The following is a 25,340-nucleotide window of genomic DNA, read 5'->3' on the forward strand; positions in this document are numbered from 1 at the left end:
GCGGGGTCGTGCTGCCGATGCGCAGCAGCAGGCGCTCCACCGCGGTGGTGGCGATCATCTCCTTGTCCGGGGAGATCGTGGTGACCGTCGGGTTGGAGTAGCGGCCGTCCTCGATGTCGTCGTATCCGATGACCGCCACGTCCTCCGGGACGCGCAAGCCGCGCGAGATGAGCGTGTGTATGGCGCCCAGCGCGACCAGGTCGCTGTAGCAGAAGACGGCGTCGGGCGGGTCGTCGCGGTCGAGGAGGTAGGCCATGGCCTCGGCGCCGTCGGCGCGGTTGAAGCGGGGGCGGCCGATGATGAGGTCCCCGTGCACCTGGAGGCCGCGGAGCCGGTGCGCCTCGCGGAAGCCGCGGGTGCGCAGCTGGGCCGCCTCGCCGGTCTCGTACGGCTGGTCGCCGATCGCGGCCACCCGGCGGCGGCCGAGGTCCAGCAGGTGCTCGGTGGCGTGCCGGGACGCCGCGACGTCGTCGATGCCGACGTGGTCGAAGGTGCCGTCGCTGACCCGTTCGCCGAGGACGACCAGGGGCAGGTTCGGGTCGCGGTCGGCGAGGGCGTCCTGGGAGAGGCCGAGCGGGCTGAAGATGACGCCGTCGAAGAGCAGCCGGCTGGAGCCGTGGTTGATGAGCATCCGCTCGTGCTCGCGGTCGCCGTCGGTCTGGTCGATCAGCACGTTGTAGCCCCGCACCCGGGCCGCGCGGATGACGTCCTGGAGCAGCTCGGAGAAGTAGGGGGTGTCCAGGTACGGCACGACGAGGGCGATCTGGCCGGAGCGTCCGCTGGCGAGGTTGCGGGCGAGCACGTTGGGGCGGTAGCCGAGCTGGTCGACGGCCTCCTGCACGCGCCGGCGGGTGCGCTCGGTGACGTTGGCGTAGCCGTTCACCACGTTGGAGACCGTCCGGCTGGACACGCCGGCGAGCTCGGCCACGTCGCGGAGGGTCACCTCGCGTCCTCGTCGCATCGGCTCCCCCTCCGCCCTGTGCCCCGCTCCCGACAAGCTTCCGGCACGCTGCCTCTTGCCGTCCACCGCCTCCGCGTGCATCCTGTTTGCAGCGCTGCAAAATGAGGATAACGGAAGCCGACGGGCGTGCTTTCCGTCCTCGGTGAGGCTTGCGATTCCCGCCGCATCTCGCGTCCCGGCCGGCGCCGGGTGCGGGCGGGACCTGACAGCCGGTCCCTGGCATGCCAGCGCCAAGGACCGACCCACCCAACACGCGATACGAGCGCGTCAATCCCCCTGGGAGGGATCATGAGCGTCAGGCACTTCAGTCTAAAACGCCGGGCGGTGGCGGTGGTCGCCGCGTCCGCGCTGATGGCGGCGGGCTGCGGCGGGTCCGGTGACGCGGGCGGCGAGCCGGACGGCCCGGTCAAGATCAAGGTCTGGGCGTGGTACCCGTCGTTCAAGCCGGTGGTCGACCTGTTCAACAAGACGCACACCGACGTCCAGATCGAGTGGACGAACGCCGGCACCGGCCAGGACCAGTACACCAAGCTCCAGACCGCCCTCAAGGCGGGCAAGGGCGCACCGGACGTGGTGATGATCGAGTTCCAGGAGATCCCCACGTTCCAGCTCACCAAGCACCTGGTCGACATGGGCGAGTACGGCGCGAACGCGGCCAAGGGCAACTACGTCGACTGGGCCTGGAAGCAGGTGAGCAATGGCGGCAAGGTCTACGCGATCCCCGTCGACGCCGGGCCGATGGCGATGCTGTACCGCAAGGACATCTTCGACAAGTACAAGCTCACCGTCCCCAAAACCTGGGCGGAGTTCAAGTCGCAGGCGCAGAAGCTGAAGGCCGCCTCCCCGAACAGCTTCATGACCGACTTCGGGGCCAACGACGGCGGCTTCATGACGGGGCTGCTCTGGCAGGCCGGCGCGCGGCCGTTCAACTACACCGCCGCCAAGTCGCCGGACATCGGCCTCAGCGTCAACGGGGCGCAGGCCAAGTCGACGATGGCGTACTGGGAGGACATGGTCGGCAGCGGCCTTGCCGACACCACCGCCTTCCAGACCACCGACTTCTACAGCGGGCTGACCACCGGCAAATACGCCACCTACCTGGCCGCCGGCTGGGGCCCCGGCTACCTGGCGAGCGTCGCGAAGAAGACCGAGGGCAAATGGCGGGCCGCGCCGCTGCCGCAATGGACGGCCGGGGCGAACGCGCAGGGCGACTGGGGCGGCTCGGCGTTCGCCGTGACCGACCAGGCGAAGCATCCCAAGCAGGCGACCAAGGTCGCCATGGAGATCTTCGGGACGAGCAAGGACGCCTGGCGCATCGGCATCGACCAGGCTTTCCTGTTCCCGACCGTGACGCCGATCCTGCAATGGGACTACTTCCAGGGCAAGAAGTACGGCTTCTTCGGCGGCCAGAAGGTCAACGAGGTGTTCGTACCGGCGTACAACGGCATCGGCGAGTTCCACTGGAGCCCGTTCAACAGCTACTACTTCAGCCAGATGACCACGGCCATGAACCAGGCGATCGAGAAGAAGTCGTCCTGGCCGGGTGCGCTGGACACCGTCCAGCAGAACGTGTCGAAGTACGCCTCGCAGCAGGGCTTCAAGGTCGCACAGTGAGGCGGCGCAGCGGGCGGCAGACGGTCGCCGGGTGGCTGTTCGTCACGCCCTTCACCATCCTGCTCGTCGCGTTCCTGCTGCTGCCGATGGCGTACGCGGCCAAGCTCAGCCTCTACCGCTCGACCCTGGTGGAGGGCGAGGTCTTCGCCTGGCTGGGCAACTACCGGCAGGCGTTCGGCGACCCCGAGTTCCGCCGCGGCGTGGTCCGAGTGGTCGTCTTCGGGCTGGTGCAGACCCCGGTGATGATCGGGCTGTCGCTGGTCTTCGCCCTGCTCATCGACGCGGGCACATCGCGGCTGGCGCGCTTCTTCCGGCTGGCGGCGTTCGTCCCGTATGCGGTGCCCGTGGTGATCGGGACGCTGATGTGGGGGTTTCTCTACAGCCCCCGGACCGGCCTGTTCAGCTCGGTGTCGGACCTGGACCTCCTGTCCAGCGGGACGGTGCTGTACTCGCTCGGCAACGTCGTGACCTGGCAGTGGGCCGGATACAACATGATCGTCCTGTACGCGGCGCTGCAGGGACTGCCCCGGGAGGTCTACGAGTCGGCGCGCATCGACGGCGCCGGCCCGCTGCAGATCGCGGTGCGGATCAAGACGCCGATGATCTCCGCGGCGATCGTGCTGGTCACGATCTTCACGATCATCGGCACCCTGCAGTTCTTCACCGAGCCGCTGATCCTGCAGCCGCTCGACCCGGGCACCATCACCAACAGCTACACGCCGAACGTGTACGCCTACCACCAGGCGTTCTCCTACCAGCAGTACAACTACTCGGCCGCCATCTCGTTCCTGCTGGGCGCGGTGGTCTTCATCGGGTCGTACATCTTCCTGTTCGTCACGAGGCGAAGGAGCGCGCTGCGGTGAGCACGGCGACGATGGACGGCACGTCCACCAGGGACCGGGCCGCCCGGGCGCCGCGCCGGCCCGCCCGGTCCGGTGCGGGCCGGATCGCCTCGCACGCGGTGATGGCGGTCATGGCGGTGTACTTCCTGCTGCCGTTCTGGTGGCTGCTGGTCGCGGCGACCAAGAACAACGACGGGCTGTTCGGCTCGCAGCCGCTGTGGTTCGGCGGTGACTTCAGCCTGTTCGGCAACCTGTCCGACCTGTTCAGCCAGAGTGACGGCATCTACCTGAAATGGCTGCGGAACTCGGCGCTGTACTCGGTGGTGAGCGGCTTCGGCGCGACGGCGGTCGCCGCGCTGGCCGGGTACGCGTTCGCCAAGCTCCGCTTCCCGGGACGCAACGCGCTGTTCGCGACCCTGCTCGGCCTGATCATGGTGCCGATGACCGCGCTCGTCCTGCCGACGTACCTGCTGATGAGCGAGATCGGGCTGACCGACTCGGTCTGGGCGGTCATCCTGCCTTCGCTGCTCAACCCGTTCGGGGTGTACCTCCTGCGGGTCTACGCGCACGACTCGGTGCCGGACGAGATGCTGGAGGCCGCCCGCATCGACGGCGCCGGCGAGCTGCGGGTGTTCCTCAGCGTGGCGCTGCCGGCGATGCGCCCGGCGCTGGTCACCGTGCTGCTCTTCACGATGGTGGCGACGTGGAACAACTTCTTCCTGCCGCTGGTGATGCTGAGCAACGACGACCTCTTCCCGCTGACCGTGGGCCTGCGCACCTGGTACATGTCGGCGACCATCGGCAACGGCGGCCAGGCCCTGTTCAGCGTCATCGTGGCGGGCTCGCTCGTCGCGATCATCCCCCTGATCGTCGCCTTCCTGCTGCTCCAGCGGTACTGGCGCGGCGGCCTGACCCTCGGCTCCCTCAAGTGACCGCCTCCCGAAGGGAAACCATGCTGCACGCCTCCGCCGTCCTGGACCCCGGCGCGGTCGTCGCCCCGGTCAGCCGCCGTACCTTCGGCTCGTTCGTCGAGCACATGGGACGGTCGGTCTACACCGGCATCTACGAACCGGACCACCCGTCGGCGGACGAGGACGGCTTCCGCACCGACGTGCTCAGGCTGACCCGCGAGCTCGGGGTCACGATGGTGCGCTACCCGGGCGGCAACTTCGTCTCCGGATACCGGTGGGAGGACGGCGTCGGCCCGCGCGACCGGCGTCCGCGCCGCCGCGACCTCGCCTGGCACAGCGTCGAGACGAACCAGGTCGGCATCGACGAGTTCGCCCGCTGGGCCGCCAAGGCGGACGTCGAGATCATGTACGCGGTCAACCTCGGCACCCGCGGCGTCCAGGAGGCCCTGGACGTGCACGAGTACGTCAACCACCCCGAGGGGACGGCCCTGTCCGAGCTGCGCCGGGCGAACGGGGCGGCCAAGCCGTACGGGATCGCGCTGTGGTGCCTCGGCAACGAGATGGACGGGCCGTGGCAGACCGGGCACAAGACCGCCCAGGAGTACGGGCTGCTCGCCGCGTCCACCGCGCGGGCGCTGCGCTCGGCGGAGCCGGGCCTGGAACTGGTGGCCTGCGGCAGCTCCAGCTCGGCGATGCCGACGTTCGGCACGTGGGAGGCCACCGTCCTGGAACACGCCTACGACCTCGTCGACTACGTCTCCTGCCACGCGTATTACGAGGAGCTGGACGGCGACCTCGGCTCCTTCCTCGCCAGCGCCGTCGACATGGACCACTTCGTGAACAGCATCGTCGCCACGGCCGACAGCGTCGGCGCGCGGCTGCGCAGCAAGAAGAAGATCAACCTGTCGTTCGACGAGTGGAACGTCTGGTACCTGTCCCGCTTCCAGGGCCAGGAGCCCGCCACCGGCTGGGACGTGGCGCCGCGCGTGATCGAGGACGAGTACAACGTCGCGGACGCGGTCGTCGTCGGCGACCTGCTGATCTCCCTGCTGCGGCACAGCGACCGGGTGACCGCCGCGTGCCAGGCGCAGCTGGTCAACGTGATCGCGCCGATCCGCACCGAGCCGGGCGGGCCGGCCTGGCGGCAGACCATCTTCCACCCGTTCGCGAAGACCGCCGCGCTCGCCCGGGGCGACGTGCTGCGCACCCGGCTCACCTCGCCCACCTACGGCACCGCCCGCCACGGCGAGGTGCCGGTGGTCGACGCCATCGCGACCCACGACGCGGAGACCGGCGAGGTGGTCGTCTTCGCGGTCAACCGCGACCAGTCCGACGCGGTGGAGTTGACCGTGGACCTGCACCTGTTCGCCGAGCGGTTGCGGCTCGCGGAGGCGTGCACGCTGACCGACGGCGACCTGACCGCCACCAACACCCTGGACAATCCCGACCGCGTCGTGCCGCGTCCCAACGAGCGGGCGAACGCCGACGGCGACGAACTCACGGTCGTCCTGCCCCGCGTCTCCTGGAACGCGATCCGCCTGACCCCGGAGAACGCACGGTAGGCCGCCGGGCCGATCAGCGCGCACCGGGGGCGAGACGGCAACCGAAGGTGAGGGCTGGGCAACTCTTCAGCGTGCCATTGCACAGTACAATTGCACGTCGGGGCAAGATTCGGGAGTGCCTGGGGGATCCATAACCGAGACCGATGGGGCGGCGTATGACCACGGCGTGGATTCGCCTCGCACACTGCGGGCGTCCCTGAGTCCTCCGGGCATTGGACCCCGGAGTCCCCCGTGAATCCATCCGTTCTCGATGCGGATGTCTCCGAAGGAAATCCCCCGTGAGAAACAGACGCAGATCCGTCAGATGCCTGCAGGCGTCGGTCGCGCTCGTGCTCGGGATCAGCTTCATGGTCTCGCCCGCGAGCCCCGCGAACGCCGCCCCGAAGCCGCCTCCCGCCAGCACGCCCGACGACCGGGCGCCGCACGTCCAGAAGTCGCCGCTCCCGGTCAAGGACCGTCCGCCGCTGGCGGCGGAGAAGGACGCGCTGAAGAGCAGCCCGGAACGGCCGAAGAAGCCGGCCGAGCATCAGCGGCCGTCCATGAAGAAGGCGCCGAAGGCCAAGGCGGCGGCGTGCAGTCCGAGCGATTTCACGAGCCGCTCGGGAAGCGCGCTGGTCCAGCAGGTCGAGTCGTCGACGACCGACTGCATCAACACGCTGTTCAGCCTGACCGGCGGGGACGCCTACTACGCGTTCCGCGAATCGCAGATGGTGACGATCGCCTACGCGCTGCGCGACAACGCGGTCTACTACCCGGGCGACAACAGCACGGGCACGGCACAACTCGTGCTGTACCTGCGCGCCGGGTACTACGTCCAGTGGTACAACCCGTCGACCGTGGGGACCTACGGGCCTTCGCTGAAGACGGCGATCCAGTCCGGCCTGGACGCCTACTTCGGCAACTCGAAGTCCTCGACGGTCAGCGACGCCAACGGCGAGGTCCTCGCCGAGGCGGTCACGCTGATAGACAGCGCGCAGGAGAACGCGCGCTACATCTATGTCGTCAAGCGGCTGCTGAACGACTACAACAGTTCCTATGACGCGTCCTGGTGGATGCTGAACGCGGTCAACAACGTGTACACGGTGCTGTTCCGCGGCCACCAGGTTCCGGAATTCGTGTCCGCGGTGCAGTCCGACCCGAGCCTTCTGGACACGTTGGACTCCTTCGCGTCCGGGCACGTCGCGCTACTCGGCACCGACCGCGGTTACCTGACGTCCAACGCGGGACGTGAACTGGCGCGCTTCCTCCAGCACGCCCCGCTGCAGGCGAAGATCAGGCCGCTGGCCAGAGGACTGCTCGGGCAGAGCAGCATGACCGGAAAGACGGCACCGCTGTGGGTCGGCATCGCCGAGATGACCGACTACTACGACAAGGCCAACTGCTCGTACTACGACACGTGCAATCTGCAGCAGCGGCTGGCGCAGAACGTCCTGACCGTCAATCACACCTGCAGTTCGAGTATCAAGATCCGGGCGCAGGACATGACGGCGGCGCAACTGTCCGACACCTGCGGCAGCCTGCTGAACCAGGACGCCTACTTCCACAGCCTGGTGAAGGACGGGAACAAGCCCGTCGCCAACGACAACAACACCACGATCGAGGTCTGCGTCTTCGACTCCAGCACCGACTACCAGACCTACGCCGGCGCGATGTTCGGCATCGACACCAACAACGGCGGCATGTACCTGGAAGGAGATCCCGCCGCCACCGGCAACCAGCCGCGGTTCATCGCCTACGAGGCCGAATGGGTCCGCCCGACGTTCCAGATCTGGAACCTCAACCACGAGTACACGCACTACCTCGACGGCCGGTTCGACATGTACGGCGACTTCAACGCCAATGTCACCACGCCGACCATCTGGTGGATCGAAGGGTTCGCCGAATACGTCTCCTACTCCTACCGGAAGGTGACCAACGATTCGGCGATCGCCGAGGCGGCGAAGAAGACCTACGCGCTCAGCACGCTGTGGGACACCACCTACAGCAATGACACGACCCGCATCTACTATTGGGGCTATCTCGCGGTCCGGTACATGTTCGAGAGACACCCCGGCGACCTCGCCACGGTTCTCGGCTACTACCGCGCCGGCGACTGGAACGGCGCCCGCACCTTCCTGACCGGCACCATCGGCAGCCGCTACGACAGCGACTGGTGGACGTGGCTCGCCGCGTGCGCGTCGGGTGCCTGCGCAGGCGGTGGCGGTGGCGGCAACCAGGCGCCGACAGCGAAGTTCTCCTCTTCGGCGAACGGCCTGACGGTCAAGTTCACCGACCAGTCCACCGACACCGACGGGACGATCGCCTCCCGCAACTGGGACTTCGGCGACGGTTCCACCTCGACGTCGGCCAACCCGTCGCACACCTACGGTGCCGACGGCACCTACACCGTCGCGCTCACCGTCACCGACGACGCCGGCGCCACCGGCACAAGCAGCCGGCAGATCTCCGTGTCCGCCGGCGGTGGTGGCGGGACGGCACCGGAATGCACCGGTTCCGACACCCGCCAGCTCGACCGGAACTGCCAGCGCGGCAACCTGTCGGCCACCAAGGGCGGTCTCGCCTACCTCTACATCTACATTCCGTCCGGCACCCGGTCGATCACCATCACCTCGTCGGGCGGGACCGGCGATGCCGACCTCTACTACAACGCGAGCTCGTGGGCCACATCGGCGTCCTACAGCCAGCGCTCCACCAGCACCGGAAACGGTGAATCCCTGACCATCTCCAACCCGTCGGCGGGCTACAACTACATCAGCCTCTACGGAAAGGAGGCGTTCAACGGCGCGGCCGTGAAGGTCGAGTACTGATCCCGCGGAATCGCACCGAAGAAAAACGCCGGGGCCGGGCCATGAGGTCCGGTCTCGGCGGCCCCCCTTCTCAGAAGAGCGGGCCGAACTCCGGGAAATGGCAGGCGACCCGTCGGCCGTCGACCTCCGTGAGCCGCGGCCGCTCGGTGCGGCACCGGGCCCCGGCCTTGAAGCACCACGGGTGGAAGGCGCACCCGGACGGCGGGTCGGCCGGGCTGGGCGGATCCCCGCGCAGGACGATCCGCTCCCGGGACCGCCCGGCCGCCGGGTCGGGCAGCGGGATCGCCGCCAGCAGCGCCCGCGTGTAGGGATGCGCGGGCGAACCGTAGATCACGTCCCGCGCCCCGATCTCGACGATCCGGCCGAGGTACATCACGGCGGCCCGTTACCGAATCTCCACCCCACCGCCCCTCCGTCTTCCCCTGGGACTTCCACATGGACGACCGCTTCACCACGGGCAGCCACGACCTGCCCGTCTCCGACGCCCTCGCGTCATTCATGACCCGCGACTGGGCCGCGGCCGAGAAGCCGCAGTCCGCCCGCCAGGCCGTCGCGCCGTACGCGGACAAGCGCCGGGCGGCCCTGTCGGCCCTCTTCCCGGGTGAGCGCCTGGTCCTGCCCGCCGGGCCGCCGAAGGTGCGCAGCAATGACTGCGACTACCGCTACCGCCCGCACACCGCCTACGCGCACCTCACCGGGGACACCGGCGAGGACACCGGGACCGGCGCCGTCCTGATGATGGAGCCGACCGCCACTGGGCACGACGCCGTTCTCCACCACCGGCCTAGGTCCCCGCGCGACGACGGGGGCTTCTACCGCGACCGCCGGAACGGGGAGTTCTGGGTCGGCCCCCGCGCCACCCTCGCCGAGACCGAGGCGAGACTCGGGATCGAGTGCGCGCCGCTGGACGATCTGCCGAAGACGCTGAGCGGCTCGCGCCCGACCCGGGTGATCCGCGACGTCGACCCGTCCGTGGACCGGGCCGTCCCCGTGCAGGACCCGCGGCTCGACCGCGAGCTCGCCGCCTGCGCGGCCGAACTGCGCCTGGTCAAGGACGACTGGGAGATCGCCCAGTTGCAGGCCGCCGTCGACCATACGGTGCAGGCGTTCACCGCGGTCGCCGCCGCGCTGCCGCAGGTCACCGGCCTGCCGCGCGGGGAACGCTGGGTCGAGGGGACGTTCGCGCGCGTCGCGCGCATCGAGGGCAACGGCGTCGGCTACGAGACGGTCGCCGCGTCCGGCGCGCACGCCTGCGTCCTGCACTGGATCCGCAACGACGGAACGCTGCGGCTCGGCGACCTGCTCCTCCTCGACGCCGGCGTCGAAACGGGCAGCCTCTACACCGCCGACATCACCCGCACCCTCCCTATCAGCGGCTGGTTCACGCCGCGCCAGCGGCAGGTCTACGACCTCGTCTACCACGCCCAGGAGGCGGGGCTGGCGGCCATCCGGCCGGGCTCCCGCTTCCGCGACTTCCACATGGCCGCGATGCGCGTCATCGCGGAAGGGCTTGAGGAGTGGGGCGTGCTGCGCAGCGCGGAGGAGGCGCTCGACCCCGAGTCCGGGGCCTACCGCCGCTACACGCTCTGCAGCAGCGGCCACATGCTCGGCATGGACGTCCACGACTGCGCGGCGGCCAGGGCGTCCCAGTACCTCGACGGGGAACTGCGCCCCGGCCACGTCCTGACCGTCGAGCCCGGCCTCTACCTCCAGCCGGACGACCTGACGCTGCCTTCTCAGCTGCGCGGTATCGGTGTCCGCATCGAGGACGACATCGTCGTCACCGCGAACGGCGCCCACCTGATGTCCTCCGAACTGCCGCGCCACCCCGAGGAGATCGAACTCTGGATGGAGTCCCTCGCCGGGTGAGCCGCTCCTGGCATGGCAGGGCGGTGCCGTAGCCGTTCGCGGGATACGGCACCGCCCCTGTCGTGCGGGACGGGCCCGGTGTCAGCCGCTCAGCAGTGACACGCCCCAGGTGGACAGAGCCCGCCCGATCGGCTCGTGGATCATGCCGCATCCCGAGTTCGGGCCACCGCTCAGGATGCCGTGCGCGTAGTCGCCGTAGTACACGCCGCTGCCGCTGTCACCGGGACCGTCGCACGCGGTGCTCCACGTCATCCCGGCGAGCGTGCGGTCGGGGTAGGACACGGTGGCATCGACCTCGGTGACCGTTCCGCAGGTGTAGCCGGTCGTCGAGCCCTGCTTGCAGACGTATCCGCCCACGTAGTCGGCTTCGCTGCCGTAGATCGGCGTCTGGTAGAGCACCCAGCCGCGCGGCTGCCACCAGCTCGGGTCGTCCACGGAGACGATCGCGGAGTCGCCGTACCAGCCGAAGGTGTAGTTCGCGACGCCCCCGACGTTCTGGTAGCCGTAGCTGTAGGTGGAAACGTCCCACCAGTAGCCGATCTCGGCGCAGTGGCCGGCGGTGAGCATGTAGTACCGGCCGCCGGAGTACGTCGTGAACGCGCTGGTGCACCGCGCTCCGCTGGTGAAGATCGCCAGGCCGGACCGCAGCGGTGGGTCGCAGGCGTAGTCGTCCTGGCAGTAGCGCGGCACCGACCTGTGCGCGTAGGTGGAGAGCTCCACCGCGGCGCCGAACTCGCGCTTCGCCCAGCGCATCGTCTTCCGCTGCGCGGCAGTGGGCTTGGCGCCCCTCAGGCTGCTCAGCCTCACGACGTTCCGGGACGTGACGAGGCCGGTCTGCAGGCCGCTCTTCGCGCCCTTGTTCGCTTCGGCGACCCGCTTCGCCAGCGCGGCCGACACCCCTTCGAGGTGCTTGTAGCCGTACCGGACCGTGGTTGCCCGGGTGTCACCCATGCCGGCGGCCTTGGCCGTCGATCGCACCGTGGGGGACACCGCGTCCTTGGTCACGGCGATGGTGAGCCGGCCGCCATGCCGCTGGTCGATCCAGGCGCCGCCGTACGACGCACCGAGTGCCCTGGCGGTCTTCGCCGCCAGCTTGAACTGGGCGGGTTGCCGGTCGGCGCGGCGGCCCGCCTCCGCGGCCGAGACTCCGTGGTCCTTGACGATCTGCTTGATGAGCGTCTGCCTGGCCTCCTTCTGGATCCGTGCCGGGGATCGCTTGCTCGTGGACGGGACGGCGCCACGCCGGCCGGTCTCTCCGGCAATGGCCGGAGGAACGAGTGACGTGGAGATCAGGGCGGCGGTCAGGGCGATGGCCGTGGCGGCGCGTCTGGGCTTCGGGCGGGGGGACATGCGGGATCCTCCTTCGCGGACGGGGGTGCCACGGGGAGTCGTGGCGTCCGCTATGCAATGTGAAATTGCACTATAAAATGGCACATCCGATCTGCCAAGAGGTCATCGTCTCGGAGAGGGTCGGTCAGGCGTTCCGGACGTGGTCGAGGTGCCGCATCATGATCTCCCTGGCCCGGTCCGCGTGCCCCGCGACCAGCGCTTCGACCAGATCCCGATGCTCGGCGGCGGAGCTCGCGAGCCGCTCCTTCGTCGCCGGGCGCGCCGGACTGTACATGCGGGACCGGTAGCGCAGGTCCAGGACGGTCCGCACCAGCGTGCGGTTGCCGGTGAGACCGAGGAGTTCGGTGTGGAGCCGGCGGTCGGCGTCCAGGAAGTGGAGAAGGTCGCCGATCTCAGCCGCCGCGGCGGTCTCGTCGGCGAGGGCGCGGAGCCGTTCCCGCGCCGCCTCGGGGATGGCCCCGGCCAGCCGTACCACGGCGGGGACCTCGACCAGTTCGCGCAGTTCGGTGAGCTCGGCGAGGTCCCGGGCGGACAGCGGGGCCACCCGGAAACCCCGGTTGCGGACGGTCTCGAACAGGCCGTCCCGGACCAGATCGATCATGGCCTCGCGGACGGGTGTGGCGGACACCCCGAACTCCTCCGCGAGGGCGGGCGCGGAGTACACGACGCCGCTGCGCAGCTTCCCGCCGATCAGCGCGTTCCGGAGCGCTTCGGCGACCTGCTCGCGCAGGCTGTCGCGCCCGCCGAGTTCGGGCAGGCCGACATGAGCATCGGCCACCGCATCCATAGGCACGCCCTCCTCACCCACGATCAGAGTATCCCGCCGGGGACGACGACGAGCGGCTCGGCCGAGGGCGGATCAGAGGAACGGGTGGACCTCGGGGTGGGCGCGCCACCAGGTTCCGAACGCGGGGTGGTTGTCCACATGCTCGCCGAAGGCGGTCGCCAGCCCGCGGTACAGCGCCGCGGCCTGCTCGTCCGCGAGCCGGTCCCGGCGCCACGCCACGAGCAGCTTCGCGATCTGCGGTTCACCGGTCAGGGGCAGGACGACCGTGCCGGGGTGCGCGGGCCAGGACGGGTCCACCAGCCGGACGCCGTGTCCGGCCGCGACCAGCGGGTTCGCGGCGCCGCTCGGCGCCTCGTAGCGCATCGAGGGCTCGAAGCCCGCGGCGCGGCACGCGGCGCGCAGCGATGCGAGCGAGCCGTCATCGGCTCCGGGAGGGCCGATCCAGTACTCGTCCTGGAGCTCGGCCAGGCGGATCTCCTTCTGCCCGGCCAGCCGGTGGCTCGCGGTGAGCGCGACGTAGATGGGATATCTCGGCACCAGGGTCCGGCTGACGACGGGCGCCGTCAGCGGCATGTCGAACCCCTCCATGAAGCCCAGCAGGGCCGCGTCGAGGTGCCCGCGGGCGAGCGCGTCGGCCAGCAGTGCCGAGGACGACTCGATGCGCAGCGCGATCTCCCTGTCGGGCAGCGCCGCGGCCACCTGCGCGACGATGCTCGCCACGCAGGCCAGGTGAACGGAGCCCAGGCCGAGGACGCCCTGCGCGCCGCTCGTCCCGTGCAGGTCGCCGAACAGCGCGTCCAGCTCGGACAGGACGGTCCGGGCCCGGGAGATGACCTGGTCGCCCAGCGGGGTGGGCTCCAGCCCGCTGCGGCTGCGGACGAAGAGCTCTCCACCGACCATCTCCTCGACGCGGCGGAGCTGGTTCGACATCGCCGGCTGGGACATCCCCATCCTGGCCGCGGCCTGGGTGACGCTGCCCGCCTCGGCCATCGTGCACACCATCCGGAGATGGTGGATGTCGAGATCCATAGCAGGAAATTATGCCCCAGCCGATGACGTCGCACCGGGTCCCGCGGCAAGACTGTCCGGGAGCCGCATCCCCAGGGCCGCCAGGGGAGACGCCCTCCTCACCCACACTCCCCTGGCGGCCGGCGATCGGCCCAGATTCCGCGGATGTGCCGGAGGTGGTGGCGCATGAGTTCCCCGGTGCCGGACAGGTCGCCCGGTTCGAGATGGAAGCGGTGGTCGGCCTCGATGTAGGCGATGACGTCCCGGCGCCTGGCCGCGGTCATGATCGCCGCGGCCAGCGGGCGGAGCGCGCGGATGTCCGCCATCCGCCCGGTCCGGGCGACGTGCACGACGGCGGGCACCTCGATCAGCGCCCGCACCTCGGTGATCTCGTCCAGTTCCCGGTCGGACAGCTCGGTGATCCGGAACCCCTTGTTCCGGACGACGCCGATGAGCCCCTCCCCGGCCAGGTCGATCATGGCCTCGCGGACGGGAGTCGCGGACACCCCGAACCGATCGGCGATCGCGGGGGCGGAGTACACCACGCCCGGGCGCATCTCCCCGGTGACGATCGCCGCCCGCAGTGCCTCCGCCACCCGCTCGCGGACGTTCTGCCGCGGCCCCAGCGATGGCAGTTCCAGCTTCACGTCGATTCCCCCGCCCGGTGGCGGCGCAGGTGACCGGATGCGCAGTGCCACCGGATGCGCAGTGCCACCGAATGCGCAGTGGTATTGCACCGGTTGCGGCGCCGGCGGTCAAGACGGCATCGCGCCTCGCTGCTCGGCCGCGACGGCTGAAAGGGGTGAAAGCGGCCTGGGGTGGGCGATTGCGGCTCGTTAATGTCGGCGGGAGCCGGGCCCCCGCCATTCGCGATCACCATTGGCCGCACCCGGGCCCGGCCGTCCGAAGGGAGAGCACGGTGGGCATCAGAGCGGTTCGTCCAATGATCGTATTGCTGGCGATCGTGGCGCTCGTCATCGCCGGGGTGGTGCAGGTGGCGGGGAGAATTCCCAGCGCGGCCGCGGCGGCGGGCGTCGAGGACGACGGCGCTGACTGCCCGGTCACCCTTCCGGGTTCCACCCCGGCGAACTCCAAACTGCCCGACCCCTTCACGAAACTGGACGGCACGCGGGTCACTGCCAAGTCCGATTGGCGGTGCCGGCGGGAAGAGATCAAGAAGCTGGCGGAACGGTACGTCTACGGTACGAAACCCGGAAAGCCGGAGAGCGTCACGGGAACGGTGTCGAGTTCCGGCATCACCGTGAATGTTTCGCAGAACGGGAAGAGTGCGAGCTTCTCGGCGGGCGTCCAGTTGCCGAGCGGGATCGGACCCTTCCCGGCCGTCGTCGTCATCGGCGGATTCGGTGCCGACACGAGCACCATCAGATCGTCCGGCGCGGCCGTCATCAGCTATGACCCCCTGGCCGTCGGGAAGGAGGGGACCGGGCGGAACAACAAGCAGGGTGCGTTCTACAGCATCTATGGCGCCACGAGCGGCACCGGGCTGCTGGCCGCCTGGTCCTGGGGCGTGAGCCGGATCATCGACGTCGTCGAGCAGTCGGGCGGCACCGTCCTCAAGGCGGACGCGATGGGCGTCACGGGCTGCTCGCGGTACGGGAAGGGCGCCTTCGCGGCCGGCGCGTTCGACCAGCGCATCGCGCTGACCATGCCGATCGAGTCGGGCAGCGGCGGCGCGCCCATCTTCCGCGGGATTCCGGGGGAGAGCGGGGCGCAACCGCTCAGCAGCGCCTATTCGGAGCAGCCGTGGCTGGGCGATGCGTTCGGGTCCTTCACGGGGAATCCGGCCGCGCTGCCGATGGACACCCATGAGGTCGTCGGCATGATCGCGCCGCGCGGGCTGTTCGTCATGGAGAATCCGCACATCGACTGGCTGGCCGCGAAGTCCGGGAGTGTGGCGGCGCTGGGCGGGGCCGAGATCTACAAAGCGCTCGGTGCGGGCGACGACATTACCTACTGGTCGGACGTCCAGGACGGGAACCATTGCGCCGTCCGGTCCGAATGGCAGACGCCTTTGCGGCAGAACATCCAGAAATACCTGCTGAAGAGCGGGAACGCCGCCGGCACGATCAGGATTTCGAGCCGGAAGGCCGGCAGCCTGGCCGATTGGCGGACCTGGCAGACGCCGGCCCTCTCCGACGGATAGTTTCCGCGGCCGCCGGTCGCCGACGCCGACATATCGCGAAACGTCGTAGCGACCGGTAGCCTTGGGCCATGGCCGAGACTGTGGTGTCACCGGACTCCGAGCTGGTCGGCGCGCTGCGGGCGCTGGCGAACCCGATGCGGTTGCAGCTGCTGTCATGGCTGCGCGACCCCGAGCGGCACTTTCCGCTGGAGGGCGCGATCGCCGACCCGGCCGAGGTCGGGGTGTGCGTGAGCCACATCCAGGCCAAGGTCGGGCTCGCCCAGTCGACCGTGTCGGCCTACATGGCGGAACTGCAGCGGGCGGGCCTGGTGCGGGCCACGCGCGTCGGCAAGTGGACCCACTACAAGCGCGACGAGGAGCGCATCGCCCGCCTCGTCGCCACGCTCGGACAGACGCTCTAGCGGCGCGCCTCGACGCGGGCCCCCTCGGACGACTTGCCAACATATCGAGAATCTGCGATTCTTCGATATGTATTGATCGGCCCCACGTACGAGGAGTGTTCGATGAGCGGCATCGACGGCCGGGATCTCGGCACGTTCGGGATCTACACCTTCGACTTCGAGAACCTGCCGGCCGCGCGGATGCGCGATGCCGTCCAGGAGCTGGAAGGACGCGGCTGGCGCGCGTTCTGGATCCCCGAGGGCGCGGGGCGCGAGGCGCTCACCCACGCCGGTTACCTGCTGGCCGGTACCGAGCGGATGCACGTCGTGAACGGCATCGCGCAGATCTGGTCGCGCGAGGCCCGCCGGACGCACGGCGCCGCCGCCCTGCTGGCCGATGCCTATCCCGGCCGGCATGTGCTGGGGCTGGGGTACGGCGGGCTGCGCCGTCCGGGGGTCAAGCCCCTGGCCGCGATGCGGGAGTACCTCGACGAGCTGGACGCGCTCGAAGCGTCCGACCCCGCGCCGAAGGCGATCCGCCGCATCCTGGCCGCGTACGGGCCCAAGATGCTCGCACTGGCCCGCGACCGCAGCCTCGGCGCGCACACCTACCACGTCAACGTCGAGCACACCGCGCACGCACGGGCCGTCCTCGGGCCGGACGCCTTCCTCGGTGTCGAGCACCCGGTGCTGTTCGAGTCCGACCCGGGCAGGGCGCGGGCGATGGCGCGCGAGCACTTGGGCCCCTACACCGGCACCCCGTACAACCTGGCGAAGTTCCAGCGGCTCGGCTACTCCGAGGAGGAGATCGCCGGCCGCGCCGACCGGCTCGTCGACGACCTCGTCTTCTGGGGCGACCTCGACACGGTCGTCAAGAAGCTCCGCGCGCACGTCGACGCGGGGGCCGACCATGTCGCCGTCCAGGTGATCGGCGTCGAGCCGGGTGAGACCGCGATGCCGCACTGGCGCCTGCTCGCGGACGCCCTCGCCCTCGGCGCCTAGCGCCGGGTGGTGGTGGCGTACAGCGCCAAGGACAGCTCGACGGCGCTGTCGACGACCGCGTCGAGGTCGTCGCCGAGCCGTCCGTCCGCCCACTGCTGGGCCAGCTCGGTCATGGCGCCGGTGAACATGGTCGCGGCGATGACGACCGGAAGGTCTTCGGCGCCGCTCATCGCGAGGACGCCGTCCAGCAGGGCGGTCTGCGCGGCCCGGCGTCGCTCGGCGAGGACCTCGTTGCCGCGCGCCTCGGCGAACAGGACGCGTCCCCTGCGCGGATCATCGCTGATGAAGCGCAGCACGCTGCGGATGCCCGCGCGGGTGCGGACGTCCGGGTGCGGGCCGGCCTCGTCCAGGGCCCGGGCCAGGCCCTCGCCCAGGGCGGTGGCCTCCCGGTCGTAGACGGCCGCGAGGAGCTCGCCGGTGCCGGCGAAGTTCTCGTAGAAGTAGCGCGTGTGCAGCTCGGCCTCGCGGCACACGGCGCGGACGGTCAGCGCCGCCTCGCCCTCCGCGCCGAACAGCCGGAACGCGGCCCGCACGAGCATGGCGCGCCGCTCGTCCCGGCGCCGGTCGGCGGGCACCCCGGCCCACCGGGTGGACGTGGCCGTGCGCGCGCTCGCCATGGCGGCCACCCTACCAAGTCTGGACACGGGTGTACCCAAACACTTACTCTGGCTACAGGTGTCACCAGAACGGGCCGGGAGCGTGCCATGTCCACCAAGTCCAACCCCATCGCGGCGCGGTTCGAGCGGGCCTTCGACGCCGAGATCCGCTCCAGGTTCTTCAAGGGCCTGGAGTTCGCCGGGCCGGACGGCGACCCGGGTTGGTTCGGCCCCGGCAGCGCGGTCTGGTACGTCCACTCGCACCTGCCGACCGTGCTGCTCGGCCTGGTCGGCGCCGCCTACATCGAGGGCCTCGACCCGAGTATCAGCTGGATGGCCTACGACCACTCCCGCATCCCCGAGCGCGCCGACGGCATCCCGACCGGCGGCATCGACCCCGAAGGGGCGGCGGTGCGGCTCGGTCATTCGCTCTCGTTCTTCATCGGGACGGCCTACGGCTCCACCGCGACCGCCGAGCGCCTGGCCCGCACCGTCCGGGCCATGCACCACACGGTCAAGGGCACCCGCCCCGACGGGCTGCCCTACGACGCCGACGACCCCGACTGGCTGCGCTGGAACTACGCCACGGTCGTGTGGGGGCTCGCGACCGCGCACGAGCGCTACCACCGGCGGCCGCTGAAGGGCGCGGATCTGGAGCGCTACTACCGCGAGTTCGTCCGCGTCGGCGAGGCCCTGGGCGGGACCGACCTGCCCGGCACCAAGGCGGAGGTCGCCGAGTGCCTGGAGTCCTACCTGCCGCGCCTCGCCCTCACCCCGATCAAGGCGTTCGGGACGGGCCCCAACCTGCGCGACAGCAAGGTCAAGCCCTGGGAGCCCGGCAGCCCGTTCATGGACTGGGCGGCACGCGACATGCTCCCGCAGTGGGCGCAGAAGCTCGCGCTCTACCAGCCGCCCAACCCGGTGACGCTGCGGCTGCGCCGGTCGACGCTCTGGCTCGTCCTGAACGGCCTGCACGACGCCACCGGCCCCCTGCCGGAGTTCCGGCAGGCGAAGGCGCGCGTCGCGGGCGGCGTGTCGGCGCCGGTCGCCTCCACCGCGCCGGCCGCCCCCGACCCCGTCCTCACCCGCCAGGAAGTCGAAGCCACCGCCTGACACCGGTGCTCCGCTGAATGGCGTTCGGCGAGATATCGCGCCGCCGCCCGCCCAGGGCGCGGGTCATCGCTGAGGCGCTCAGGACGCCAGGTGGCGTTCGGCGTCGAGGGCGGCGACGCAGCCCGACCCGGCGGCGGTGATCGCCTGGCGGTAGGAGGGATCGACCAGGTCGCCGCAGGCGAACACGCCGGGCAGGCTGGTGCGGCTGCCCGGGACCGCGGTCCGGACGTGGCCGCGCCCGTTCAGGTCGAGCTGGCCGGCGAACAGGCCGCTGCGCGGGTCGTGCCCGATCGCGACGAACAGCCCGGTGACACCGAGCCGGCCGGTGTGGCCGGTCTCGGTGTTCCGGACGAAGACACCGGTGACCTCGTCGGTGCCGTCCACGCCGGTCACCACCGTGTTCCACAGGACCCTGATCTTCGGGTCGCCCAGCGCCCGGTCCGCCATGATCTTGCTGGCGCGGAACTCGGCGCGCCGGTGGACGATCGTGACCGTCGCCGCGTACCGGGTGAGGAACGTCGCCTCCTCCATGGCCGAGTCGCCGCCGCCCACCACCACGATGTGCCGGTCCTGGAAGAAGAACCCGTCGCAGGTCGCGCACGATGAGACGCCCCTGCCGAGCAGTTCCCGCTCGCCGGGCACGCCCAGCGGGCGCCAGGCCGAGCCGGTCGCCAGGATGACCGCGCGGGCCAGGTACTCGCCCTCCGCGGTCCGCACCCGCTTTACCTCGCCGGTCAGGTCGGCCTCGACGGCGTCACCGGCGAGCAGCACGGCGCCGAAGCGCTCGGCCTGTTTGCGCATGGCGAGCATCAGGTCCGGGCCCTTGATCCCGTCCGGGAAGCCGGGGAAGTTCTCGACGTCGGTCGTGGTCATCAGCGCGCCACCGGACTCGACGCCCTCGATCACCAGCGGATCCAGGTTCGCGCGGGCCGCGTACACGGCCGCGGTGAGGCCGGCCGGACCCGAGCCGATGATGATCAGATTCCACTCGCCGTGCATCACGCCGCACCTCGCCTCCCGCCCCGGACGATCTGCCCGGGACGAGCCGAATCGTACGGCGCGCAAATGCCGGTCCCCGCGGTTATGCATTCGCGGCATAACCCCCTGGCATTAGCGGCTGGGCGGCACGGACCGCACACTCTCGGTCGAACCGAACTCGTCGGACGAAGGGTGCCGAGACGGTGTACGAGATCGAGCCGCTGACCGCCGAATGCGAGAACGTGCTCCGCCGCCCGGACCATGTGTGCATCGGGGTCAGTCCCTTTAACAGCTACTTCAGCGGCGCCCGGTTGGCAAGCCTGGCGCGGTGGGCATCGGACGCGTTCGCGGATTTCCATTTCTTCGTACCGGACGACATCACCGCTTTCACGTTCGAGGCGCTCGGATACGCCCCCGAGCGGGCCCGGCAGAAGGCGCACCGGCAGTCGCGGTACACGCACAACAAGATCCGGTCCGCGCTCGCCGCGGTCGAGGTGCCGGACGCCGGCGAGCGCGTGCTGAGCATGGTCCGGCTCAACGCGAACCCCCGCTACCAGGAGCTGTTCGACCGGGCCATGGGCTTGTTCGAGGACAGCGCGCAGTTCCGGGAGGCCTGCCTCGACGCGACCCGCTGGGTGCTTGAGCACAAGCTGCCGGACGGCCGCGCCGCCCATCGCGAAGAGCTGCGCCTCGGCGTGCGCTATTTCCTCGCCGAACTGCCGATGTTCGCGGGTTCCGGATACATCGTCGGCGCTTCGCATTCGATGTTCGCCTACCACCAGCGGGTGCGGTTCCTTGAGCGGTTCTTCGCCCGCGAACTGGAGTGGCGGCCGTGCGACGGGCAGGGCTTCCTGATCGTCCGCCCGGAGGCGGAGCACACTTTCTCGTCCATCGGAACGGCGGGCTGAACCATGGCCGCACAGCGCGCTGCTGCCGATCACGACGATTATTCGCTGGTCCGCGTCCCCGACGAGGCGAGGAGATCATGGATTTCCGTCGCGGTGCAGAGATTCGGCCAGGTCTCGTCGTTCCAGCAGTTCATGGTCGGCGCGATACTCGGCTACGGGATGACGTTCTGGCACGCGGTGCTGGCCATCACGGCCGGCTCGGTGATGCTGGAGGTGATCACGATCCTGCTCGGCGTCGCCGGCGTCCGGGAGGGGCTGTCGACGTCCGTGCTGGCGCGCTGGGCCGGATTCGGGCGGCGCGGCTCGGCGCTCGTCGGCATGCTCGTGGCGATCAGCCTGGCGGGCTGGTTCGGCGTCCAGAACGGCGTGTTCGCCCAGGGCATGCACGACCTGACCGGCTGGTCGCACGAGTGGGCGTGGGCGCTGCTGGGCGGCGTCGCGATCACCGCGGTCACCACGTACGGGTTCCGGACGATGGCCTGGGTCGGCTACCTGACGGTGCCGGCGTTCCTGGCACTCGCCCTGGTGTCGGTCGTGGACGCACTGCGCCACCATTCGCTCGGCTCGCTCATCACCGCGGAGCCGCCTGGACCGCCGCTGTCGCTCGGCGCCGGCGTGACGCTGGTGTCCGGCGCGTTCATCCTCGGCGCGATCATGACCCCGGACATGACGCGGTTCAACCGCCGGCCGGCCGATGTGGTGAAGCAGACCCTCGTCTCGGTGACGCTCGGCGAGTACGCGATCGGGATGATCGGCGTGCTGCTCGCGCACGCCGCCCGGTCGTCCGACGTGGTCGGCATCGTCACCTCCTCGTCCGGGCTGCTCGGCACGCTGGTGCTGGCCACCGCGATCCTGAAGATCAACGACTGGAACCTGTACTCGTCCTCGCTCGGCCTGGTCAACGCGATCCACGTGCTGACCGGCCGCCGCGTCGGCCGGGTTCCGGTGACGGTCGTGCTCGGCGCCGTGGGCACGCTGCTGTCGGCCGCCGGGATCGTGCACCGCTTCACCGGGTTCCTGACCGCGATCGGCGTCCTCGCGCCGCCCGTCGCCGGGATCGTCATCGCCGAGTACTACCTCGTCCGGACCTGCCGCGGCCCGCTGCGCGCCGCCCGCGCCGGCGGCGCGCCGCCGCCCGACCCGGCTGACTGGATGCCGCGCGCCCTGGTCAGCTGGGCCGCCGGCACCGCCGCCGCGCTCCTCGGCGTCGGCACCGCGGCCATCACCTCGGTCACCGTCGCGTTCGCGCTGCACACCGTCCTCGGACGGCTGTCCGCCCGGCGCGCGACGACGCCCGCCGCACGACCGTCCCCCCTCCCCGCCACGAGCCAGAAAGGACACTGACGTGCTCCCGCTGATCACCCGTGACGAGCTCGCCGCCGCGCTGAAGGCCGGCACGGTCGTCGTGGTCGACACGATGCCGGTCGCCTACTACGCGAAGGAACACCTGCCCGCCGCCCGCAACATCCCCGGGTTCCCCTACGAGCGGGCCAAGGAGTTCACCGACGAGCACGCCCCGCGCGTCCTGCCCGACAAGTCCGCCTCGATCGTCGTGTACTGCGCGAACGTCCCGTGCCGCAACAGCGAGCTCGTCGGCGCGCGGCTGGTCGAGCTCGGCTATCCCGACGTGCGCAAGTACCGCGAAGGCATCGAGGACTGGGTGGCCGGCGGGCTGCCCACCGAGTCCGCCTCCGGGTGACCACCACAGACCTTTCCCTCCAGCTCCCCATCGAAGAAAGGAACCACCCGTGAAACGCAGCATCACCACTCTGGCCGGGACGATGTCCCTGGCCGCCGCACTGGTCGCCGGTACGGCGGCGGCCACGCCCGCGTCCGCGGCGCCGCTCCCGCAGCGAGTCCAGCAGCGGACACAGACCGATCCGACCATCGTGGACGTCACGTCCGCCAACTACGACCAGGTCATGGAGATGTCCAAGACCAAGCCGGTCGTGCTCGACTTCACCGCCGAGTGGTGCCACTGGTGCCAGGTCGAGAAGCCGTACCTGCAGCGGTACCACGACGATGACGGCGGCTCCTGGATCTGGGCCCGGGTGGACGTCGACCAGAACCAGAGCCTCGTCCGCCAGTACGGCGTCCGCGGCATTCCGGCGCTGGTCAGCGTCCGGCAGGGCAGCGAGTACGGCAGCCGCTTCGTGGGCTTCGACCCGTCCTCGCCCGAGATGCTCCGCTACTGGCTGACCAACGTCGTCGGCGACTACTGAGCCGGCCCGGTGGCCCGGCGCGCCCCGCGAGCGCCGGGCCACCGGTGTCCCCCCGCCGGTCCCGTGCTCCCGCGGGCCCGGGCCCACCCCGTAGGCGAAGGATGAACATGAACAAGAAGCCCTGGTTGCCGGCCGCCGTCCTGGCGGTCTCGCTCACGCTCCCGCTCGGCTGCCCCGGGACGAGCGCCCCGGCTCGCGCGGACACCCCGGCCGGCGCCCGCCAGAACGACGGGAAGGTCTACATCATCGGGCTCCGCGGCGTCCCCGCCGACCGCGCGGAGGTGACCGCGACGGCCAAGGCCATGATCGGCGAGTACGGCGGGACGCTGCGCCGCACCTACTACTCGGTCATGCAGGGGTTCTCCGCCGAACTCACGACGGACCAGGTCATGGCCTACTTCGGCGACGAGCGCGTCACCTCGGTCACCCCGGACAAGACCTTCCGCGTCGCGGGCACGCAGCACTACCCGCCGTCCTGGGGACTCGACCGCATCGACCAGCCCGGCCTGCCGCTGGACCGTACCTACCGGTACCCCGACGACGCCCGCAACGTGCACGTGTACGTCCTGGACACCGGTGTCCGGACCGGCCATCAGGAGTTCGGCGGACGGGCGCACGCCGCCTACGACGCGATCGACCCGGCCGGCCGCGGCGGCGAGGACTGCAACGGGCACGGCACGCAGGTCGCCGCGACGATCGGCGGCCGTTTCGTCGGCGTGGCCAAGGGCGTCCGGCTGGAGTCGGTGCGCGCGCTCGGCTGCGACGGCACCGGCACGGGTGAGCAGATCCTGTCCGCGGTCGACTGGGTCGACGCGAACGCCGAGCGTCCGGCGCTCCTCAACCTCAGCTTCTCCGGCCCGTCCGAATCCGTCCTCGACCTGGCGCTCTACCACATGACCGAGGAGGGGATCGCCTACACGGCCGCCGCCGGCAACGGCGGCGAGGACGCCTGCAACGCAACGCCCGGACGGCAGACCACCGCGATCACGGTCTCCGCCACCGACCGGTCCGACCGCCGGTCGCCGAGCGCCGACCACGGCTCCTGCGTCCACCTGTTCGGACCCGGCGACGCAATCGTGACGGCCGGCGCCCGCACGGACTGGGCCTACACGCGAGCAGGCGGGACCTCCATGGCGGCCGCCCACGCGGCCGGGGTGGCGGCGATGTATCTCGCCGAGCACCCGGACACCGTCCCGACGGACCTGGACAAGGCGCTCAAGGACGCGGCGGCGACCGGCAAGGTGCAGGACCCGGGCGCGGATTCGCCCAACCTGCTCCTCCAGGTCGCCGACAATGGGTGAGGAGAATCGCGAATCCCCACGCTTGGGAGCAGCGAAATGCAGCTGGAACTGCACCATCTCAGAACGCTCCGGGCGGTCGCCGCCGCGGGCAGCCTGAACCGGGCGGCGGAGCGGCTGCAGCTGCCGCAGCCCGCGCTGAGCAGGCAGCTGCGCCGGCTGGAGGACCTGTTCGGCGGCGCCCTGTTCGACCGGCACCACGACGGCGTCCGCCCGACCGCGCTCGGCCGCGTCGTCCTGCACCACGCGGCCGAGATCCTGGACGACTGCGCCGCCATCCGGGACGATCTCGCCCGGCACCGGGATCGGCAGACCGGCACGATCCGGCTCGGCTGGACGTCCAGCTGCGTCGCCGACCTGCTGCTCGCCGCGCTGCGCCGGCGGTTGCCCGGCACCCGGGTCGAGCTGATGATCGACGACTCGGCCCGGCAGGTCGCGGACTGGCTGGCCGCCGGCGAGATCGACATGGCGCTGGTCAACGAGATGACGAACGGGCAGGCCGTGCGCCCGGACGGCGTCGCGGTCGAGCACGTCATCGACGAGCGTCCGCAGATGCTGATCCGCGACGACCATCCTCTCGCGCGGCGCCCGGCGGTGGACATGGCCGAGCTGCGGGACGAGCGGTGGATCGCGATCGCCGGCCCGGACGGATGCATCGCCGCGCTGCACCGGCTGTGCCGCCCGTTCGGCTTCACCCCGGCGATCGCGCACCATCTGCCGCTGCACGGGCCGCACGAGCAGGTGGTGCGCTACGACGGCTCCGTCCTGCTCACCCAGGGCTGGAGGCCGCCCGTGCCGGGCGTCGCGCGGCGGCCGATATCGGGGCTGCCGTGGGTCTCCCGCCATTCCCTCATGTACCGCCCCGACGGCTCCTGGACGCAGCAGATACCGGTCTTCGCCCGGATGCTGCGCGAGGCCCACGGCGCCAGAATCGACTCCTGTCCCCGCTCCTGATCGGCTGGAAACCG

The 25,340-nt window shown here is 70.5% G+C and carries 24 protein-coding genes; 16 read left to right on the top strand and 8 right to left on the bottom strand.

All coding sequences use genetic code 11. From position 1 onward, the window contains the following. A partial coding sequence (locus E1293_RS14830; protein ID WP_132197970.1) for a LacI family DNA-binding transcriptional regulator occupies positions 1 to 961 on the bottom strand: 961 nt, incomplete at its 3' end. A gap of 288 nt (positions 962 to 1,249) precedes the next feature. On the opposite strand from E1293_RS14830, the gene E1293_RS48605 reads away from it, so the two are divergent. The 5 genes from E1293_RS48605 to E1293_RS14855 all read left to right on the top strand — a co-directional run bounded on the left by E1293_RS48605 (position 1,250) and on the right by E1293_RS14855 (position 8,697). Continuing rightward, entirely contained in the window at positions 1,250 to 2,575 is a 1,326-nt protein-coding gene (locus E1293_RS48605; protein WP_132197971.1) for an ABC transporter substrate-binding protein, read from the top strand. Next, positions 2,572 to 3,438: a carbohydrate ABC transporter permease gene (locus tag E1293_RS14840; RefSeq protein WP_207938861.1), complete on the top strand. Its 867-nt coding sequence runs from the start codon at positions 2,572 to 2,574 to the stop codon at positions 3,436 to 3,438. The genes E1293_RS48605 and E1293_RS14840 overlap by 4 nt, the downstream gene beginning before the upstream one ends. After that, a complete protein-coding gene (locus E1293_RS14845; RefSeq protein WP_207938862.1) occupies positions 3,435 to 4,349 on the top strand; it encodes a carbohydrate ABC transporter permease in 915 nt (304 codons plus the stop codon). The genes E1293_RS14840 and E1293_RS14845 overlap by 4 nt, the downstream gene beginning before the upstream one ends. A 20-nt stretch (positions 4,350 to 4,369) precedes the next feature. Beyond that, positions 4,370 to 5,890, top strand: coding sequence for an arabinosylfuranosidase ArfA (gene arfA, locus E1293_RS14850; protein WP_132197973.1), 1,521 nt, complete (start codon positions 4,370 to 4,372; stop codon positions 5,888 to 5,890). A gap of 278 nt (positions 5,891 to 6,168) precedes the next feature. Further along, a complete protein-coding gene (locus E1293_RS14855; RefSeq protein ID WP_243716234.1) occupies positions 6,169 to 8,697 on the top strand; it encodes a collagenase in 2,529 nt (842 codons plus the stop codon). Between the two features lie 70 nt (positions 8,698 to 8,767). Here the strand turns inward: E1293_RS14855 and E1293_RS14860 are convergent, their stop codons facing one another. Continuing rightward, the gene (locus E1293_RS14860; protein ID WP_132198004.1) at positions 8,768 to 9,070 is read right to left on the bottom strand and encodes an oligopeptide/dipeptide ABC transporter ATP-binding protein; all 303 of its coding nucleotides are present in this window, start codon (positions 9,068 to 9,070) and stop codon (positions 8,768 to 8,770) included. Between the two features lie 62 nt (positions 9,071 to 9,132). Between E1293_RS14860 and E1293_RS14865 the strand changes: the two genes are divergently transcribed. Next, the gene (locus tag E1293_RS14865; RefSeq protein ID WP_132197974.1) at positions 9,133 to 10,566 is read left to right on the top strand and encodes an aminopeptidase P family protein; all 1,434 of its coding nucleotides are present in this window, start codon (positions 9,133 to 9,135) and stop codon (positions 10,564 to 10,566) included. Positions 10,567 to 10,647: 81 nt separating this feature from the next. Here E1293_RS14865 and E1293_RS14870 read toward each other — a convergent pair whose 3' ends face one another. The 4 genes from E1293_RS14870 to E1293_RS14885 all read right to left on the bottom strand — a co-directional run bounded on the left by E1293_RS14870 (position 10,648) and on the right by E1293_RS14885 (position 14,358). Continuing rightward, the gene (locus E1293_RS14870) at positions 10,648 to 11,916 is read right to left on the bottom strand and encodes a S1 family peptidase (protein WP_132197975.1); all 1,269 of its coding nucleotides are present in this window, start codon (positions 11,914 to 11,916) and stop codon (positions 10,648 to 10,650) included. 124 nt (positions 11,917 to 12,040) lie between these two features. Further along, positions 12,041 to 12,703 carry a GntR family transcriptional regulator gene (locus E1293_RS14875; protein WP_132197976.1) on the bottom strand — a complete coding sequence of 221 codons (663 nt, stop codon included), beginning with the start codon at positions 12,701 to 12,703 and terminating at the stop codon, positions 12,041 to 12,043. 72 nt (positions 12,704 to 12,775) lie between these two features. Further along, positions 12,776 to 13,732 carry a LysR family transcriptional regulator gene (locus E1293_RS14880; protein ID WP_132197977.1) on the bottom strand — a complete coding sequence of 319 codons (957 nt, stop codon included), beginning with the start codon at positions 13,730 to 13,732 and terminating at the stop codon, positions 12,776 to 12,778. A gap of 98 nt (positions 13,733 to 13,830) precedes the next feature. Then, entirely contained in the window at positions 13,831 to 14,358 is a 528-nt protein-coding gene (locus E1293_RS14885; RefSeq protein ID WP_243716235.1) for a GntR family transcriptional regulator, read from the bottom strand. A 17-nt stretch (positions 14,359 to 14,375) separates the two neighbouring features. Here E1293_RS14885 and E1293_RS14890 point away from each other — a divergent pair, with 17 nt between their 5' ends. The 3 genes from E1293_RS14890 (at position 14,376) to E1293_RS14900 (ending at position 17,257) form a co-directional block, all read left to right on the top strand. Beyond that, the gene (locus tag E1293_RS14890) at positions 14,376 to 15,875 is read left to right on the top strand and encodes a glucuronyl esterase domain-containing protein (protein WP_207938863.1); all 1,500 of its coding nucleotides are present in this window, start codon (positions 14,376 to 14,378) and stop codon (positions 15,873 to 15,875) included. A 68-nt stretch (positions 15,876 to 15,943) separates the two neighbouring features. After that, a complete protein-coding gene (locus E1293_RS14895; RefSeq protein ID WP_132197978.1) occupies positions 15,944 to 16,276 on the top strand; it encodes an ArsR/SmtB family transcription factor in 333 nt (110 codons plus the stop codon). A 102-nt stretch (positions 16,277 to 16,378) separates the two neighbouring features. After that, complete coding sequence (locus E1293_RS14900; protein ID WP_132197979.1) at positions 16,379 to 17,257, top strand: TIGR03620 family F420-dependent LLM class oxidoreductase; 879 nt, start codon at positions 16,379 to 16,381, stop codon at positions 17,255 to 17,257. Here the strand turns inward: E1293_RS14900 and E1293_RS14905 are convergent. Continuing rightward, a complete protein-coding gene (locus tag E1293_RS14905; RefSeq protein ID WP_132197980.1) occupies positions 17,254 to 17,874 on the bottom strand; it encodes a TetR/AcrR family transcriptional regulator in 621 nt (206 codons plus the stop codon). The two genes, E1293_RS14900 and E1293_RS14905, sit on opposite strands and share 4 nt — an antisense overlap. A gap of 87 nt (positions 17,875 to 17,961) precedes the next feature. Here E1293_RS14905 and E1293_RS14910 point away from each other — a divergent pair, with 87 nt between their 5' ends. After that, positions 17,962 to 18,966, top strand: coding sequence for an oxygenase MpaB family protein (locus E1293_RS14910; RefSeq protein WP_132197981.1), 1,005 nt, complete (start codon positions 17,962 to 17,964; stop codon positions 18,964 to 18,966). 78 nt (positions 18,967 to 19,044) lie between these two features. Here E1293_RS14910 and trxB read toward each other — a convergent pair whose 3' ends face one another. Then, on the bottom strand, positions 19,045 to 19,965 hold the full coding sequence (gene trxB, locus E1293_RS14915; protein WP_207938864.1) for a thioredoxin-disulfide reductase: 921 nt from the start codon (positions 19,963 to 19,965) through the stop codon (positions 19,045 to 19,047). Between the two features lie 182 nt (positions 19,966 to 20,147). Here trxB and E1293_RS14920 point away from each other — a divergent pair, with 182 nt between their 5' ends. From E1293_RS14920 to E1293_RS14945, 6 genes are all read left to right on the top strand, one after another. Beyond that, on the top strand, positions 20,148 to 20,852 hold the full coding sequence (locus E1293_RS14920; RefSeq protein ID WP_132197983.1) for a tRNA-dependent cyclodipeptide synthase: 705 nt from the start codon (positions 20,148 to 20,150) through the stop codon (positions 20,850 to 20,852). A gap of 3 nt (positions 20,853 to 20,855) precedes the next feature. After that, positions 20,856 to 22,196, top strand: a complete 1,341-nt coding sequence (locus tag E1293_RS14925) for a purine-cytosine permease family protein (RefSeq protein ID WP_132197984.1) — start codon at positions 20,856 to 20,858, stop codon at positions 22,194 to 22,196. A gap of 1 nt (position 22,197) precedes the next feature. Further along, positions 22,198 to 22,551 (top strand): rhodanese-like domain-containing protein, encoded by a 354-nt coding sequence (locus E1293_RS14930; protein ID WP_132197985.1) that lies wholly within the window; start codon positions 22,198 to 22,200, stop codon positions 22,549 to 22,551. 49 nt (positions 22,552 to 22,600) lie between these two features. Continuing rightward, complete coding sequence (locus E1293_RS14935) at positions 22,601 to 23,074, top strand: thioredoxin family protein (protein WP_132197986.1); 474 nt, start codon at positions 22,601 to 22,603, stop codon at positions 23,072 to 23,074. Positions 23,075 to 23,181: 107 nt separating this feature from the next. Further along, positions 23,182 to 24,375: a S8 family peptidase gene (locus E1293_RS14940; RefSeq protein WP_165978230.1), complete on the top strand. Its 1,194-nt coding sequence runs from the start codon at positions 23,182 to 23,184 to the stop codon at positions 24,373 to 24,375. 36 nt (positions 24,376 to 24,411) lie between these two features. Next, positions 24,412 to 25,326: a LysR family transcriptional regulator gene (locus tag E1293_RS14945; protein ID WP_132197988.1), complete on the top strand. Its 915-nt coding sequence runs from the start codon at positions 24,412 to 24,414 to the stop codon at positions 25,324 to 25,326. Positions 25,327 to 25,340 lie beyond the last annotated feature (14 nt).

Source organism: Actinomadura darangshiensis (assembly GCF_004349235.1).
Taxonomy (GTDB): domain Bacteria; phylum Actinomycetota; class Actinomycetes; order Streptosporangiales; family Streptosporangiaceae; genus Spirillospora; species Spirillospora darangshiensis.

Excerpts from the sequence above, each read along its gene's own strand:
- arfA (WP_132197973.1), top strand. The coding sequence starts at position 4,370 with ATGCTGCACGCCTCCGCCGTCCTGGACCCCGGCGCGGTCGTCGCCCCG.
- E1293_RS14875 (WP_132197976.1), bottom strand. The coding sequence starts at position 12,703 with ATGGATGCGGTGGCCGATGCTCATGTCGGCCTGCCCGAACTCGGCGGG.
- E1293_RS48605 (WP_132197971.1), top strand. The coding sequence starts at position 1,250 with ATGAGCGTCAGGCACTTCAGTCTAAAACGCCGGGCGGTGGCGGTGGTC.
- E1293_RS14910 (WP_132197981.1), top strand. The coding sequence starts at position 17,962 with ATGTCCACCAAGTCCAACCCCATCGCGGCGCGGTTCGAGCGGGCCTTC.
- E1293_RS14905 (WP_132197980.1), bottom strand. The coding sequence starts at position 17,874 with ATGGCGAGCGCGCGCACGGCCACGTCCACCCGGTGGGCCGGGGTGCCC.
- trxB (WP_207938864.1), bottom strand. The coding sequence starts at position 19,965 with ATGCACGGCGAGTGGAATCTGATCATCATCGGCTCGGGTCCGGCCGGC.
- E1293_RS14870 (WP_132197975.1), bottom strand. The coding sequence starts at position 11,916 with ATGTCCCCCCGCCCGAAGCCCAGACGCGCCGCCACGGCCATCGCCCTG.
- E1293_RS14865 (WP_132197974.1), top strand. The coding sequence starts at position 9,133 with ATGGACGACCGCTTCACCACGGGCAGCCACGACCTGCCCGTCTCCGAC.
- E1293_RS14940 (WP_165978230.1), top strand. The coding sequence starts at position 23,182 with ATGAACAAGAAGCCCTGGTTGCCGGCCGCCGTCCTGGCGGTCTCGCTC.
- E1293_RS14925 (WP_132197984.1), top strand. The coding sequence starts at position 20,856 with ATGGCCGCACAGCGCGCTGCTGCCGATCACGACGATTATTCGCTGGTC.
- E1293_RS14880 (WP_132197977.1), bottom strand. The coding sequence starts at position 13,732 with ATGGATCTCGACATCCACCATCTCCGGATGGTGTGCACGATGGCCGAG.
- E1293_RS14860 (WP_132198004.1), bottom strand. The coding sequence starts at position 9,070 with ATGTACCTCGGCCGGATCGTCGAGATCGGGGCGCGGGACGTGATCTAC.
- E1293_RS14945 (WP_132197988.1), top strand. The coding sequence starts at position 24,412 with ATGCAGCTGGAACTGCACCATCTCAGAACGCTCCGGGCGGTCGCCGCC.
- E1293_RS14895 (WP_132197978.1), top strand. The coding sequence starts at position 15,944 with ATGGCCGAGACTGTGGTGTCACCGGACTCCGAGCTGGTCGGCGCGCTG.
- E1293_RS14900 (WP_132197979.1), top strand. The coding sequence starts at position 16,379 with ATGAGCGGCATCGACGGCCGGGATCTCGGCACGTTCGGGATCTACACC.